The sequence below is a fragment of the Streptomyces sp. HSG2 genome (genome assembly GCF_016598575.1).
GTDB lineage: Bacteria > Actinomycetota > Actinomycetes > Streptomycetales > Streptomycetaceae > Streptomyces.
This window is the reverse complement of record NZ_CP066801.1, coordinates 2,691,187-2,706,240: the sequence shown is the minus strand read 5'-3', so window position 1 is coordinate 2,706,240 and position 15,054 is coordinate 2,691,187. Positions and strand designations below refer to the sequence as shown.

Below are 15,054 nucleotides of genomic sequence, written 5' to 3'. Positions count from 1 at the left end.
CCAGGGCCGGTAGTCGGGTTCGCAGGCCGTGGGAGGGGGGCGCCGCGCCGTCGGTAGTGGCTGACGGTAGCGCGGGCCCGGTGGAGGAGGCGCCAGAAGTCGCGGGCCATGACGGTTGCCACCGTCCTTCGGCATCGACACGGCCAGTTCCGGTTCGGTGGCATCACCGGCCATCCCGCAGGGCCGGAAGGCCACCCCGACGGACTCGGCACCCTTCTTCTGCGCCTGGGTGTCGTCGATGAGCAGCGACGCCTCCGGTTCACCAAGGTGTTTCACCAGACGGCCGCGGACCTCGTCCCGCGGCCGGTCGGCGTCCAGGGCCGAGCCGGTCGGCGGCCACCGCATCCGGTCCGGTGTCACGTGCCCGCTCGCCCGAAGGACTCCGCGCGGAGTCGATCCCGAGGAGTCGGGCGTCCTCCGTGATCGCGGTGGTGGAGTCAGAAGGTGATGCGGACCTTGAGCGCCTCGCGGTCGTGCATGGCGCGGTAGCCGTCCGGAACCTCGTCGAGTCCGACGGTCCGGTCGAAGACCGGTCCGGGGTCGATCGCGCCGGAGAGGACGTCGGGCAGCAGCTCCGGGATGTAGGCGCGGGCGGGGGCGACGCCGCCGGACAGTGCCACATTGCGGCCGAACATCCGGGACAGGTCCACGCCGGCGGAGCCACCATGGGGGACTCCGACGTAGCCGACCGCGCCGCCGTCGCGGGCGATGGAGATCGCGGTGCGCATGGACTCCTCGGTGCCGACGGCCTCCAGAACGGCATGCGCACCACGGCCGCCCGTCAGTTCCCTGACGGCCGCGACAGCGGCTTCGCCGCGCTCGGGCACGACGTCGGTGGCACCGAAGCCGCGGGCGATCGCGGTGCGCCGCTCGTGCCGGCCCATCGCGATGATCCGGCCGGCACCGAGCCGCCGGGCGGCGAGCACGCCACACAGGCCGACCGCGCCGTCGCCGACCACGGCGACGGTGGAGCCGGGGCGGACTCGCGCGGCCACGGCGGCGTGGTGGCCGGTGCTCATCACGTCGGAGAGGGCGAGCAGCGCGGGCAGCAGCTTCTCCTCGTGGACCGCCTCCTTGGGCAGTTTCACCAGGGTGCCGTCGGCGAACGGCACGCGGACGGCCTCGCCTTGACCACCGTCGGAACCGATCTCCCCCCAGAAGCCCCCTTCGGGGCAGGAGGTGTGCAGGCCCTCGCGGCAGTAGTCGCAGGTGCCGTCGGACCAGACGAACGGGGCCACCACGAAGTCACCGCGACGAAAACCGCTCACCTCGGAACCGGTCTCCTCGACGACACCCAGGAACTCGTGCCCGATCCGCTGCCCTGCCGCCCGCTTGGCGACGCCTCGGTACGCCCAAAGATCACTGCCGCAGACGCAGGCGGCGACCACCCGGACCACCGCGTCGGTCGGCCGCCGGACCGTCGGGTCCGGCACGTCCTCGATCCGGATGTCGTGGGGGCCGTTGATCACGGTAGCGCGCACGCGGTTCTCCTGGGACTGCTCGGGACCTGACTCGAAGCGGCCAGGGTCGCCGAGCACGTGTTCTCGTGTCCAGCCACGCTCCCCGCACCCGTGATCGTCCTCGCCGGGAACGGCGGTCACGGACGCCCCGGACCCGCCATCGCCCCCGCACGCGCCGCGCTCGCCGGGCCGGGGGCGCTCGACCGAACACTCCCCGGGACCGACTCACCCTGATGCTGGACACTCTGTCCAGTCTGGATATAAAGTCCAGCCATGGAGGTCGGAGAAGACAGCACGGACCATCGAGTCCGCACCTGGGGACCCGCCGGTCAGGCCGTCGCGCTGCTGCTCGGACCGTATGCCGAGGTGGTGCTGCACGACCCGGACACCGACCGCGTCCTGGCGATCTGGAACCCGATGGACTCCCGCAAGCCGGGCGACCCCTCGCTCCTCGGCGAGCTGGACAGACTGGACCCGGCGGCGCGAGACGTCTTCGGCCCTTACGAGAAGTGGCTCGCGGACGGTCGACGCCTGTCGTCGGTCAGCGCGGTCCTGCGCGACCCGGACGGCAGGGCCGCGGCCGTGCTGTGCGTCAACCTCGACCGCACGCCGCTGGAGCAGGCGGCGGCCGTGCTCTCCGCCTTCGGAGCCCCGACGGCGCCCCGACCGGAGCCGCTGTTCGACGAGGACTGGAACGAGCGCGTCCGACACATCGTCGGAACGTACGTGCGCGAATGCGGCCGTCCGGTCGAGCGACTGACTCGCGCCGATCGCCTGGCCGTCGTGGCCCGCTTGGACGAGGCCAAGGTCTTCGCCGCGCGTCGGGCCGCCCCCGCCGTCGCCGCCGCCCTGCGCGTGTCGCGATCCACCCTCTACGCCCTCCTGGCCGACCTCAGAGCTCCCGGCGCGAAGGACCGCACGCCTTGACCAGACTTCCCGAGTTCCGCCTGGAGACGCACCTCTCCCGCTGGGAGTTCACCGCCCGCCACCACCTGACCGCGTCCGACGCGCAGACCATGACACTCGGCGAGCTGCTCGCCCTGGCCGACGAGCACGACCGCGCCGCGTTCGAGAACCTGTCGCTGGGCTACACCGAGACCTACGGCGACCCGGCCTTGCGCGAGGCCATCGCGGCCACGTACGAGCGGGCGGACGCGGCCGACGTGATCTGCTTCGCCGGCGCCGAGGAGGCCCTCTATCTGGCGATGAACGTCCTGCTGGGAAGCGGCGACCACGCGGTGGTGGCGACCCCGAACTACCAGGCGGCCGAGACCGTACCGCTCGCGCTGTGCGAGGTCACCGGCGTCGCCCTCGACCCCGACCGGGACTGGGCTCTGGACCTCGACGCGGTGCGGGCGGCGATCCGGCCGAACACCCGGGTCGTCTCGGTGAACTTCCCCAACAACCCCACGGGCAAGGTCATCGGCGCGACCGACTTCGCCGAGCTGGCGGGGCTCTGCGACGAGCGCGGCATCCACCTGTTCAGCGACGAGGTGTATCGCGGGCTGGAGCGGGACACCGCCCGTACCCTGCCGCAGGCGGCAGACCTGTCCGAGCGCGCCCTGTCGCTCAACGTCACCTCCAAGTCGCTCGGCCTGCCCGGCCTGCGGATCGGTTGGATCACCTGTCGGGATCGGGACCTGCTGTCCCGACTGGAGCGGGCCAAGCACTACACCACGATCTGCAACTCCGCCCCGAGCGAGGTCCTGGCTCGCGTCGCGCTGAAGGCCCGCACCACGATCCTGGACCGGAACCGGGCGCTCATCGCTCGCAACCTGCCCCTCTTCGACGCCTTCTTCGCCGAGTTCGCCGACCTCTTCGCCTGGCGGGCCCCCGACGGCGGCTGCGTCGCCTACCCTCGCTATCTCGGCCCGGACGGAGTGGAGGAGTTCTGCGCCCGCCTGCTCCGGGAGGCGGGCGTCCTGCTCCTGCCCGCCGGCGTCTACCGCTCCGAACTCACCGACGGCCCGAACGACCGTTTCCGCATCGGCGTCGGTCGCGCGAACCCCGAGGAGGGTCTGGCCGCGTTCGCCCGATGGTTGCGGAACCAGTGACGCCTTCGCCCCCCTGAGGCCACCGCGGCCGGCCACGAGTCGGCGCGCGGCTCACCCGTGGACGGAGTTCGCGGCACGGGGATTCGGAGGCCCCACGGCCGCCACCTTCGGAGAGTCCGACAACCTGGCGCCGACCGAGCAACTCTACGGAGCGCTGGTCGGGCTCGTCCTCGTACCCACTGTCCTCCTCGTCGTCGTGGCCGCACGTGCCGGGGCGGCGGCCCGAGACCGTCGGTCCAGACTGCTGGCCGTCCTCGGTGCCGGGATTCGGTCGAGGACGGCCTTCACCATCGGTGAGGCGGCGCTCCCGATTTGTGTCGGGACCCTGGCCTCCCTGGCCCTGTTCGTGCCGGCCATGCTGACGGACCTGCCCCTGCCCTTGGTCGACTTCGTCCTCTACCACCCGGACGCCATCGCCGCGATGCCCCTGCTCGGCCTCACTCTGTCGACGGTTCCCCTGCTCGTCCTCATGGCCTGTGTCCTCCTGGGACCCCGAGCGGACGGTGCGCAGCGGACCGGAACTCGGCCGACGGCGCGCCCCGGGCGGGCGCACAGGCTGAGCGTCCTCGCGTTCGCCCCTCTCCTGCTGCTGGTGGTGCGTGGCACGGAGGTCGTGCCGGACGATCTCAAACTCCCCTACTACGTCGCTGGCACCGCCTTGGTCTTCGCCACACTCCCCGCCGTGGTCGGTGTCGCCTGCGCCAAGGTCGGCACCCTGCTGAGCTCACTGGGCCAGCCTTTCCTCGGACTGCGGATAGTGCGTGGTCAGCACACTGCTGCCGACCTGGTCCAGGGTCGCGACGGCCCGCGAGGCGTTCTCGCCGAAGAGGCCGCCCCAGAGTTGGGTCTGGGCGGCCAGACCGATCGCCAGTACCAGAGAGGAGACGAGTCGGACCGTGGCCTGTGGGCGCGCCGACAGCCTGCGTCCCGCGACGAGTGTGCCGGTGGACCCCGTACGCCCGCCGAATGTCGGGACCGCGGTCCTGCGGGTGGAGGCCTCTGACGAGGAGATGACCAGCGCGACCCGGCTCATCGGACCGTGCGTCACCCTCCACGCCTTGCGGGCCCCCTGCCGGACCAGTCCCGAGCGGCTGCCCTTCGGCGGATCCGACCCCCGACTCCAGGAACTCGTCTCCTGGAGCGCCTACGACCCCACCTCAGTGGCCACCGTCGAGGGTGATACCTCCGGCTGGCGCCCCTCTGACGAGGTCTCGCTGTCCCTGGTGGTGGTGAACACGGCGGGCTCGGGCCAGGATCTGCCGATCGGACTGGTCAAGCGGTTGGCCTACGAGCACTTGGGCGCCGAGGCGGAGATGACCTCTGCCGGCGGCTTCTACCTGACCTCCGTCGGTGGTCTGGACGCCGCCACGCGTTGGATTCGATTGCTGTCGATGGTCGGACTGTTCACCATCGCCCTGGCGGCGGGACTGGGCGCGCTGGGGGAGTTCCTGCGCGGCGGGCGAGAACTGGCTCCTCTGGGCATGCTGACGGGACGACACACGGTCTTCCTCGTGACCGCCGTGTGGTCCTTCCTTCTCCCCTGCGTTCTCGCCGTCGCCTTGGGGGTGCTGACCTCGGTCTGGCTGGCGACGCCCATCCAGCTCGGCCGGCCCGAAACCATCTCCCTCGCCGCCCTCGCCCCCATGTCCATGGCAGCCTTGTGCGGGGCCGTCCTTCTCGCGGCCTGGGGTGCTGTGGCGGCGGCCTCCTCCACTCGCCGGTGGAGACCGGTGGCGGACTGACCTCACCCGGCACCGTCACCGCCGTGGCCGAGACGGACGCTCCACCGACCTGTGGAATCGGAGACCCATGAGCGTATTCCGACACATCTACTTCGGCATCGTGTCCCGAGAGGGCGATCACTTCAGCGCCAGAGTCGAGGTGCCCGACCGTCCGGCCGTCACCGTGTCCGGCGTGTCCGAGGGCGCCCTGATCGCCACGGTCGATCGGGAACTCGGCCGCGTCCTCGACCGTGGTTCGAGCGAGATCGATGTACACCTCTTCGGGAGCGAAGGCGGTGATACCCCTGTCTACGGAGGCGCGGCCGTGTTCGACGGCAGGCTCTGGCACACTCAGTTTCCCGCACAGCACGATCTGCCCACCGGCCTGTCCATCCAGCCGGCCGCGAGCTACGAGATCGCGTGGCAGCGGGTACGGGCCGCGCTGGCGAACGCGGTCGGGCGTCCAGGGGAGACCCTGGACATCGAGTTCTTCGAGATCGTGCCGCCCGGGACGGAGGCTTCGTAGGGCTCGGGCGGTCGATCGTCCAGGATCGCCGCGGCGACGGCCGGGCGGTCCGGTGACCGTCGATGTCGGTGACGGCGCGGAACGGCCCTGCCGCACCCGGATGCCCCGCGCCTCCGTCGGCCGCGGGCGGCCGTCCTCTCCGCGGGGCGGGGCGGTGCCGCGTGTGGGCGGTGTGCGTGATCCGCGCGCTCGCCCGAGTCGACCGTCGGCCGGCCGTCATGGGGGCTTCTCGAGTGGGCGGCCTCGTCTCGGGCGGTCGCCGCGAGCCTCCCGCGATCCGTCACGCCGCCTCGCGCCGCCTGATGGGTTCGCCCACCCGGTGCAGGTGGGCGAGGGCCTCCCCGTAGGACCGGATCAGCCCGGTCTCGTGGTACGGCACGCCGATCTCCGCGCAGTACCGCCGCACGATCACCTGCGCGGCCAACACCCTCACAGCCCTGAAGTCGATCCGGGCCGCCCGCCCCGACGGCGCCCCGATCTACATCGTCCTGGACAACCTCTCCGCCCACAAAGGTGCCAAGATCCGCCGCTGGGCGAAGAAAAACAAGGTCGAGCTGTGCTTCACCCCGACCAACGCCTCCTGGGCCAACCCCATCGAGGCGCACTTCGGGCCCCTGCGGCAGTTCACCCTCGCCAATTCCCACCACTCCAACCACACCGTCCAGACCCGCGAGCTGCACCGGTACCTACGCTGGCGCAACGCCAACGCCCGCCACCCCGACGTGCTGGCAGCCCAACGACGCGAACGCGCCCGGATCCGCGCGGAGAAGGGCATCCGCTGGGGAGGACGGCCCCTGGCCACAGCGGCCTGACCGTCCCGGGACTGCGGTCACAGCGGCAGACAGCCGGGCCGCCGATCAGCTGACATGCGCGGCGATGATCCGTGCACACTCCATCGACTCGGCATGCGTGGTGTCCACCTCCAGGTCATAGACCATGCCCCGGTGGACCACGTCCGCCTGGGACGCCGCCATGCCGATGACCCGATCACCTCGTGCGACCTCACGACCTGCGGCTACCGCACTGTCGCATCGGACACCAACCCACAGCACCCGCAGTTCGCCCAAAGCCTTCTGCCATCGCTTCTGCGAGTCCGCTCCGCCGAGAAAGACCTCATCAACGATGACCCGGGCACCCGCACGGGCCATCGCGGCGACCCCCTCGATCCATGCCGCTTCCAGCGTCCGGAACTCCGGCCCGACGATCACCTGTCCGTCCGGAGCGAACTCGATCCCCGTATCCGACGCCTGTATGGACGCGGGCATGGCCTCAACCAGCGTGTCCGTCCCCAGGGCCAGCCACGGATCCGGCAGGACTGCCTGCAGACACCGAACGATCCCGGACTTCCCCGAGCTGGAACCACCGTTGAGAACGATCACCTCAGTCATCACCGCGCCACAATAGAGGCACCGCAGCAACGCTCTGAACGGATTTCCGCGAACGCTGCACCGCCCGCCACAACCCGGGGAACCTTCCCGGTCAGAGCACTAGCGACCGGGTACACGCACTCGGAGTGAGCGGGCGCGGGATGGCCGTCGTAGGCTCCCACGCCCAGGGGCTACCGCTTCCGGACCGACGAACCGAGGCCGGGTTCGGTGTACGTCAGACCCTCGTCCTTGAGAGCACGCAAAACCTTCTGAGCCGTGGCATTGGCGATGCCGAACTCCGCGGCCACCTGAACGATGGACGGGACCCGAGAACCAGGCGGGTATTCCCCACTCTCGATCCGAGCGCACAGCACCTCGTACACCTGCCGCCACCTGGGGATCTCTGGCTCGAACTCCATTCGAGTAACCCTAAGCACACCACCGCCCCTTCGCGAGATGAGAAACTCTGGTGCACCTAGTACACCTAGCGCGCTACTCTGAGTCGAAGCGCGACGACGGACAGCGAAGACAACGCGCGAAACAGGGACCCCCGCGACCGCACTACCGGTCCGGGGGCATGGCCCGCACCGACAAGGAGTGCAGACGTGCGAACCCTACTGGTTCTGGTCCTGACGTGGCTCATGCCGCCTCGGGGCAAGCGGCGGGGCATCGCCCCACACCCCGGCGCTCCGAGCGCCCCGCCCCTCCGACTGATCATCACACGCTCGGTGACCGGCACCGGCCTCCCGCGACCCGTCGGGCACCCACCCGCCCACGAGCCACCGCTCGTCCGCCCGTACCTCATCGCCTGGGAGAACGCCCACGGCATCCGCCACCACAGGGCGGCGGCATGACCCTCTCCTCCTCGCACGTCCGCCTGTTGTCCTGGACCGCCAACGGCAAGCCCGCCTACATCGTCACCGACGGCACCGAGACGTTCCTCTCGCGCCTGGCCGACACCGTCGAGGAAGAACAGGTCGAGTCGGCGACCACCGTCCGCGACCTGGCCGAACCCATGATCGAGAGCACCCCGGCCCTCGGCGCCGACGAGCTTCGCCGGCTCGCGCGCCGCCTCCTCGAAAGCCTCACGGACGTTCTCAACGTCGCCGAGTGCCGCGCGCAACGCATCCCGCCCTACCGGACCGACGCGTAGTCGACGCCCACCGGACAGCTCCGCCGGTGGACACCGAGACCGGGCCCTCGCCCGGAAGGCGAGGGCCCGGCGGGGCGGGGCGTGTCAGTCCTGGCGTCGTCGAGTCGCGCGCAGGACGACATCGTCGACGTGGTGGACACTGGCCGCGCCGGGGGGTCGTCGTCGGGTCTCGTGGGTCTCGACATGCCAGGTGTCGGGGTCGGCGGCGAGCGCTTCGGCGATCTCGTCGACCCCCACGTACGCCTCCGGGTCGTAGCCGCGGGTCCGCGTCGCCACGTCCACGGGCGCGCGCATGACGGCGGGGTCGTGGTGCACGACCAGGAGGGTGCCTCCGGGGGCGACGGCGCCGAGGAGGCCGCGCAGGCCGCGCCGGTCGGGGGTGCGCTTGAACGACCCGTACTGCAACGAGACCAGGTCGAAGGTCGCCGTTCCGAAGGGCTCGGGGTCGTTGACGTCACCGTGGACGAGGTCGACGCTCAGGCCGCGGCGTTCGGCCTCGGCGCCCACCCGGGCGATGGCGTTGCCCGAGATGTCGGTGGCGGTGACCTTCCAGCCGTGCTCGGCCAACCAGAGGGCGTCGGCGCCCTCGCCCGTTCCGACGTCGAGGGCCCGGCCAGGCGCCAGGTCGGTGACCTCGTGGACGAGCGTGCCGTTGGGGTTGCCGCTCCACGCCCGGTCGGGGCCTCCGTAGCGTTGATCCCACTCGACCTCCGCGCCCGAGGGCCGAACCCCGGCGCGCAGGTCCTCTTCGGCGAGGCGGAAGGCCATCATCGCGCCGACCTGACTGCCGTGGGCCGCCGAAGGCAGCACCTGCAGGCTGGGGTCGGTGACGTTGCCGGCCGCGTAGATCCCCGGCACGTCGGTCTCGCCGCTCGCGTCGACCGCCAGGATGTCGCCGGCACCGTTCGGGTGCGGGGTGGTGGAGAGGCCGACTCCCGCCAACACGTCGGCGCGGGCGCGGAACCGCGCGCCGACCACGACGGCGTCCGCTTCGAGGGTACGACCGTCGCTCATCTCGACCCCGGACACCTCTCCCTCCGGCCCGGTGACGACCCGGGCGACGCCGCCGCGCTCGACGCCGACGCCGGAGGCGGCGAGCGCTTCGACCACTTCCTCGTCGAGTCCGGTGGGGTCGTGCAGCACCACGGTCAGCCGCTTCGTCAGGTGTCGGAAGAGCGGGGCCGAGTGGAGGCCCAGGGGGTGCGTGACGATCTGCACCAAGCGCTGGTCCCGCACCTCGAAACCATGGCAGAACGGGCAGTGGATCACGCCACGCCCCCACCCCTCCGCCACACCCTCGATCGCGGGCAGTTCGTCCGACAGGCCGGTCGCCGCGAGCACCTGCCGCGCCACCAGGGCGTGCCCACCGGTGAGGTCGAGTCGGAACCGGCCGTCGTCGCGACGGCTCACCCCCAGGACCCGTCCGGGGAGCACGTCGCCGCCGTGGGCGCGTACCTCCTCCCGCCCGGCCGACGTCAGTTCGCCGGGGGCGGCGCCCTCGTACCCCAGGTAGCCGTGCATGTGCGCGGCCGGGGCGTTGCGCGGGGTGCCGTCGTCGACCACGACCACGCCGCGTCGTTGGCGCGCCAGTTGCAGGGCGGCGGCGAGACCGGCGGCCGAACCGCCGATGACCGCCACGTCGCAGTGGCGCTCCTGGGCGGGGAGCGAGGCGGGTCCGGCCTGCTCGGGGTGGCCGGAAGAGGTGGAGTGGCCGCAGCGTGCGGGGTGTTCGCTCATGCCTTCGACAGTACAACTCCACGCGCATTCAGCAACGCGGCTTGCGGAATCAGCAATACGACTCCAGGATGAACCACATGAACGGAGTCGCCGACATCGAGGCCCTGGCACGATCTCGCCTGCGCGGCATGCGCACCACGCTGGGGTACTCCCTGGAAGAACTGGCCGAGCGCACCAACCTCAGTCCGTCGACCATCAGCCGGGTCGAGACCGGCAAGCGCACGCTCAGCCTCGACGTGCTCGTGCCGCTGGCCAACGCCCTCCACATCAGCCTCGACGCGCTCTTCGAGGTCCCCAGCGACGACGACGTCGTCATCCGTCCCGTCCCACACAGCAGCGGCACGCGGACGACGTGGCCACTGAGCCGACCGGACGGGCGCACGGTAGCCGTCAAGATGCGCCTCGAACCGACCGAGACACCCCCCGGCCTACGGGTCCACCCGGGCCACGACTGGTTCCTCGTACTGGAGGGGCGCGCGCGCCTGTGGCTGGGCGATCGACGGATCGACGTCGAGCGGGGGGAGGCCGCCGAGTTCGAGACGATGGTGCCGCACGCGATCACGGCCCTGGACGCCCCCGCCGAACTGATCATGGTCTTCGACCGCGACGGCCGGCGCGCCCACGTGCACCAGTGAGGAGGCCGTCCGCCGCGACGGCCCACCCCTCCCGATCCCCTGCCCGGCCGCCCACGGCTCGCGCGCCATGCCCTTCTCGACCTCACGATCACGCGACGCACCGGGAAGGGGTGACATCCGGGACCGTCGTTCGGCATAGATCGTGGGCGACGGAGCCCTCTCGGGGTCCGCCACCTGGACACTGACGTACCACCGGACGGTGTCCGCCACCTCCCCGCACGACGTCGCATGAGGGGTCCCCGGGCACCGAGAGAAAAGCGACGCGTCCGCAGCCACCGGTCACGGAAATCAGAGGCATCTCCACATCTCCACGAATCCGATTCGCCCCTCGGCTCAGGGCGCAGGTGCGGTGGCGAGAACCCTCGTGGATGCTTCGTCAGGCGAGTCTTGCGGGCACCGGGGCGCTGGTCGTCGATGCGGGTGGTCACGGCCAGGGCGATGCGGGCAGCTACGCGCAGGCCGCGCACGCTCTTGATCCGCTTGGGCAAGTAGGTCTCGCCGCGCGTGCGTTTCTGGTTGGCGCGGTGGATCAGTTCCCACGGTTCGCCGGCGAACTGGACGAGTCGGTGGTCCAGGTCGCCCTCACCGCCGCACGCCCGGCGCCGCTGGGGCATGGCGTGTCGCCGATCTCCGTGCTGTGGATGTCGCTTCCACCGTACGATCGGCGGCCATGGACTGGCTGGAGCGGGTCGCGACGTTACGGCAGTGGACCAAGGGCGGGGCGCGCGCTCCCCACAAGCCGCTGCTGCTGCTCTACGCGCTCGGTCGGTTCGTGGCGGACTCCGAGGACGAACTGCGGTACAGCGCCGTGGAGGAGGACCTGAAGCGGCTCTTGTCCGAGTACGGTCCACCGCACAGGACCACGCCCGCCTACCCGTTCCATCACCTGGTCAGCGACGGCGTGTGGGAAGTGCGCACCCGGCGCGGACCCGGCAGTCCCGGGACGGGGGTGAGGGAGCTGCGGGCGACCGGGGCCGCCGGCAGGCTGGCCCCGGAGCTGCGCGCGGCCCTGCGACGGGAGCCGTCGCTGGCGGGGCGCATGGCGAGTGTTCTGCTCGACCGGCACTTCCCTCCTTCCCTGCACGACGAGCTTCGCGACGCGATCGGACTCGACGGGGAGTCGACGGTGACGGGGCAAGCCCCACCGGCGCGGCGGCGGAACCGAAGGATGCGGGAACTCGTCCTGACGGCCTACGAATACCAGTGCGCCTTCTGCGGCTACGACGGCCGGATCGGCGCCACCCCCGTCGGGCTGGAGGCCGCGCACGTGCGCTGGTGGGCCTTGGGCGGTCCCGACGAGGTCGACAACGGACTGTGTCTGTGCGCGATGCACCACAAGCTCTTCGACAAGGGCGTCCTCGGTATCGGGGAGAGCCACCGAGTCCTGGTGTCACGAGACTTCGTCGGGCGGGGCGCCGCCGCTCGCGACCACGTCATCGCTCTCGCCGGGCGACCCGTCATCGGCCCCCAGCCGGGGACGCCATCGGTGGCGAGTCGCCATCGTTCCTGGCACACCCGGCAGGTGTTCCAGGGCCAGCCGCGCCCCTGCGGCGGTGTGCCCCGAACCCGCTCGCCCGAGGAATCACCGGAGGAGCGCGGGACGGACCCGCTCGCCGCCTCCACCGGGTAGACACCGCCCGGCGGCCGTCAAACGACCACGTGACAGCCCGACCCACCGGCCACCGCGGGGCGCGGGCCACCCTCCGCGGATGAGAGGGGAGAGCCCGTGGAGCCCGGCCGGCCCGCGTGTTCCGCACCCCCCGGACAGGCCCGCCCCGTATGCGCCATGCTTGGTCGCGGAGCCGGGCTCCGGCTCCGGCTCCGGCTCGATGTTCCCCTGGTCTGGCGAGGTGCTCCCCGCGTGAAGTCCCGATCGACGTTGGCGAAATGGCTGGGCGGCCTCGACGGCTCACGTCTGGCGGAGGTCATCCGCGCCCGTGAGGACGCCGCGGCCCCTCCCGAGCCGCGCTCGCTCGGGGAACTGGCGGACCGGCTGCGACGACCGGGGTCGGTCGCCCTGGCTCTGCCGCGGCTGACCATGCCCTGTCTCCAGGTCGCCGAGGCGCTCGCGTCGCTGCGGGAGCCGGCCTCGCCGGACGCCCTGACGGAGCTGCTGGGCGTCACGGACGAGCCGACGTCCGTCGGGCTGAGGACGACGCTCGGGGCGCTGGCGGATCTCGCTCTGATCTGGCCGGACGACGCGGGTCGGCTGCACATGTCCGAGGCGCTGCGACAGGCATGGGGACAGCCCCTCGGGCTGGACGAGCCCACGGAGCAGCTGCTCACGGGACTGACCTCCGAGGAACTGCGGGCCATGCTGACGAGGCTGGGCGTGAAACCGCCCGCCCACAAGGCGACACGGCTCGCGGCGCTGGTAGCGCACCACGGCGACCCGGAGCGGGTCGCCTCGGTGGTCGCCGAGGCCCCGACGGCCACCAGGAAGCTGCTCGAACGCCTCGCCGACGAAGAGTCGAGCCGGTCGGCGTTCCTCTCCTTCGGCTTCCCCGAACCCTCCGATCGCGCCGAGCGTTGGGCCGTGGAGCGCGGGCTGCTGGTCCGCCACCAGTACGGCTACGGCCCCGCCCGCATGCCCGCCGAGGTGGCGCGCGCCCTGCGTGGGCCGGACTGGCACGCCCCCTTCGACCCCGATCCGCCCACCGTGGCGTCGACCCCCGTGACCTCCACGGACGTGGACAGCGAGGCGTCGGCGGCGGCGACGGCCTTCGCCTCGCAGGCCGCCTTGGTCCTATCCGCGTGCTCGACGACCCCTCCGACCACGCTGAAGTCCGGCGGGATCGGCGCGCGCGAGCTGGCCCGCCTCGGCAAGGCGACGCAGGCCGAGGCCGCCGTGGTGCGCCTCGTCCTGGAAACCGCTCACCGGGCCGGGCTGCTGAACCGGAGCGACGACCACGTGGCCCCGACCCCCGCCTACGACGCCTGGGCGGAACAGGAGCCCGCCGACAGGTTCGCCGTGCTCCTCCGGTCCTGGCGCGACCTGCCGCTCACCCCCACCCAGGCGCGCGACGAGGACGACAAGCCCGTTCCCGCTCTGGCGGGCGCGCCTCCCTGCGGCGGCTGCGCGCAGGCCCGTGACGGACTGCTCGCCACGGCCGCGCGGCTGCCGGCGGACCACGGGGCGAAGTCCCTCTCCGACCTCGGCCACGCCGTGGGCTGGCACCGTCCGTTCGCCCACATGTCCGCGTCGGACGGGACGCCCTTCGCCACCGTGGCGCGCGAGGCCGAACTCCTCGGCGTCGTCGCGCGCGGCGCCCTGTCCGGTCTGGGGCGCGCCCTGCGCGCCGGCACCGCCCGGGACCTGGAGGCCGAGTGCCGTCGGCTGCTGCCCTCGGCCACCTCGACGGCGCGGATCGGCGCGGATCTCACCGCCGTCGTCACCGGCACCCCGTCCAGTCGGCTGGCCACGTTGCTGGACTCCGTCGCCGACCGGGAGACCAGCGGCACCGCGTCGGTGTGGCGGTTCAGCGCCGCCGGAATCCGCCGGGCGCTCGACGCCGGCGTGGACCCGGCCGACATCACGAAGGACCTGGCCGCCGTCGCCGCGGGCCCGCTGCCGCAGCCGCTGTCCTATCTGATCGCGGACACCGCGCGGGGGCACGGGCGGGTCCGGGTGGCTCCGGCCGGCTGTGTTCTGCACGGCGACGACCCCGCGCTCCTGGCGGAGATCGCGGCCCACCGTCGCTTCGGCAAGCTGGGTCTCCGGCGCTTGGCACCGACCGTCCTGGTCGCTCGCACGTCCCTGGACGCGACCCTCGCCGCGCTCCGGGCGGAGGGATACGCCCCCGTCTCCGAGACGGCGACGGGCACGGTGCGGATCGAGAAGAGCCGGCCGCGGCGGGCGAAGGCCCCCGTTCCGGCCCCACGCCGCACACGCCGCACACGCGGCAGGCCCGGTGGCAAGGGCGCGGCCGAAGCGGCCACACCGGTGGACCCGGAGCGGCTGGCGGCGCGGCTGTCGCGGCAATCCTCCGCCGACGCCACCGCTTCAGACGACGAGGTCCCGTTCACCACGGCGACCGAGAAGAGCGTCGCGCACTGGGCCAAGAGACTTTCTCCCAGCGATGTGCGCCAGCTCGCCCACGCCGTCGACACGGGTCGCCCCGTCACGGTCGAGTACGTGGCGACCTCGGGAAACAGGACGGTGCGCACGCTGAGCGAGCTGGAACTCGACCCGCCGTATCTGGACGCCTGGTGCGGTCTGAGGGACGCCGAGCGCGTCTTCACCCTCTCCCGTATCCGGGGGGTCATGGGCGTCGCCCCCGAGTGAGCGGCGGGGGGCGAAGCCCACGGATCCCGGCGGGCGCCGGGCGGCGCATCGGCACGGTCCCGGGAGCGGACCGGGGCGCGCCCGGGGACCGGCACACGCCGCCCGAACGGGCGGAG

General features: G+C 72.1%; 14 protein-coding genes and 2 pseudogenes. 11 read left to right on the top strand and 5 right to left on the bottom strand.

Annotated elements, in window-relative coordinates:
- Positions 1–437 precede the first annotated feature (437 nt).
- Complete coding sequence (locus JEK78_RS11390) at positions 438–1,481, bottom strand: zinc-dependent alcohol dehydrogenase family protein (protein WP_200258146.1); 1,044 nt, start codon at positions 1,479–1,481, stop codon at positions 438–440.
- A 252-nt stretch (positions 1,482–1,733) separates the two neighbouring features.
- On the opposite strand from JEK78_RS11390, the gene JEK78_RS11385 reads away from it, so the two are divergent.
- The 5 genes from JEK78_RS11385 (at position 1,734) to JEK78_RS11365 (ending at position 5,761) form a co-directional block, all read left to right on the top strand.
- Positions 1,734–2,387, top strand: a complete 654-nt coding sequence (locus tag JEK78_RS11385) for a PAS domain-containing protein (RefSeq protein ID WP_200258143.1) — start codon at positions 1,734–1,736, stop codon at positions 2,385–2,387.
- Entirely contained in the window at positions 2,384–3,514 is a 1,131-nt protein-coding gene (locus JEK78_RS11380) for a pyridoxal phosphate-dependent aminotransferase (RefSeq protein ID WP_200258141.1), read from the top strand. Before JEK78_RS11385 ends, JEK78_RS11380 begins: the two co-directional genes overlap by 4 nt.
- Positions 3,515–3,710: 196 nt before the next feature.
- Positions 3,711–4,517, top strand: a complete 807-nt coding sequence (locus JEK78_RS11375) for a hypothetical protein (protein ID WP_200258140.1) — start codon at positions 3,711–3,713, stop codon at positions 4,515–4,517.
- A 7-nt stretch (positions 4,518–4,524) separates the two neighbouring features.
- Complete coding sequence (locus JEK78_RS11370; protein WP_200258139.1) at positions 4,525–5,256, top strand: hypothetical protein; 732 nt, start codon at positions 4,525–4,527, stop codon at positions 5,254–5,256.
- Positions 5,257–5,323: 67 nt separating this feature from the next.
- The gene (locus tag JEK78_RS11365) at positions 5,324–5,761 is read left to right on the top strand and encodes a hypothetical protein (RefSeq protein ID WP_200258138.1); all 438 of its coding nucleotides are present in this window, start codon (positions 5,324–5,326) and stop codon (positions 5,759–5,761) included.
- 280 nt (positions 5,762–6,041) lie between these two features.
- Here JEK78_RS11365 and JEK78_RS11360 read toward each other — a convergent pair.
- Positions 6,042–6,179 (bottom strand): annotated as a pseudogene (locus JEK78_RS11360) (acyl-CoA desaturase); the annotation flags it as partial.
- A 4-nt stretch (positions 6,180–6,183) separates the two neighbouring features.
- Here JEK78_RS11360 and JEK78_RS11355 point away from each other — a divergent pair.
- A pseudogene (locus tag JEK78_RS11355) lies at positions 6,184–6,573 on the top strand (transposase); the annotation flags it as partial.
- Positions 6,574–6,618: 45 nt separating this feature from the next.
- Here JEK78_RS11355 and cpt read toward each other — a convergent pair.
- Both cpt and JEK78_RS11345 read right to left on the bottom strand, forming a co-directional pair.
- Complete coding sequence (gene cpt / locus JEK78_RS11350; RefSeq protein WP_200258137.1) at positions 6,619–7,149, bottom strand: chloramphenicol phosphotransferase CPT; 531 nt, start codon at positions 7,147–7,149, stop codon at positions 6,619–6,621.
- Positions 7,150–7,319: 170 nt separating this feature from the next.
- Positions 7,320–7,547: a winged helix-turn-helix domain-containing protein gene (locus JEK78_RS11345; protein WP_200258136.1), complete on the bottom strand. Its 228-nt coding sequence runs from the start codon at positions 7,545–7,547 to the stop codon at positions 7,320–7,322.
- Between the two features lie 186 nt (positions 7,548–7,733).
- On the opposite strand from JEK78_RS11345, the gene JEK78_RS11340 reads away from it, so the two are divergent.
- On the top strand, positions 7,734–7,982 hold the full coding sequence (locus JEK78_RS11340; RefSeq protein WP_200258134.1) for a hypothetical protein: 249 nt from the start codon (positions 7,734–7,736) through the stop codon (positions 7,980–7,982).
- Positions 7,979–8,281 (top strand): hypothetical protein, encoded by a 303-nt coding sequence (locus JEK78_RS11335; RefSeq protein ID WP_200258131.1) that lies wholly within the window; start codon positions 7,979–7,981, stop codon positions 8,279–8,281. Before JEK78_RS11340 ends, JEK78_RS11335 begins: the two co-directional genes overlap by 4 nt.
- A gap of 84 nt (positions 8,282–8,365) precedes the next feature.
- On the opposite strand, the gene JEK78_RS11330 is transcribed toward JEK78_RS11335, so the two are convergent.
- A complete protein-coding gene (locus JEK78_RS11330; protein WP_200258128.1) occupies positions 8,366–10,018 on the bottom strand; it encodes an SAM-dependent methyltransferase in 1,653 nt (550 codons plus the stop codon).
- 77 nt (positions 10,019–10,095) lie between these two features.
- Here JEK78_RS11330 and JEK78_RS11325 point away from each other — a divergent pair, with 77 nt between their 5' ends.
- The 3 genes from JEK78_RS11325 (at position 10,096) to JEK78_RS11315 (ending at position 14,938) form a co-directional block, all read left to right on the top strand.
- Positions 10,096–10,653 (top strand): helix-turn-helix domain-containing protein, encoded by a 558-nt coding sequence (locus JEK78_RS11325; RefSeq protein ID WP_200258126.1) that lies wholly within the window; start codon positions 10,096–10,098, stop codon positions 10,651–10,653.
- Between the two features lie 670 nt (positions 10,654–11,323).
- Positions 11,324–12,283 carry a phosphorothioated DNA-binding restriction endonuclease gene (locus JEK78_RS11320; RefSeq protein WP_200258123.1) on the top strand — a complete coding sequence of 320 codons (960 nt, stop codon included), beginning with the start codon at positions 11,324–11,326 and terminating at the stop codon, positions 12,281–12,283.
- A gap of 231 nt (positions 12,284–12,514) precedes the next feature.
- Positions 12,515–14,938, top strand: a complete 2,424-nt coding sequence (locus JEK78_RS11315; protein ID WP_200258122.1) for a helicase-associated domain-containing protein — start codon at positions 12,515–12,517, stop codon at positions 14,936–14,938.
- The last annotated feature ends 116 nt before the right edge of the window (positions 14,939–15,054 follow it).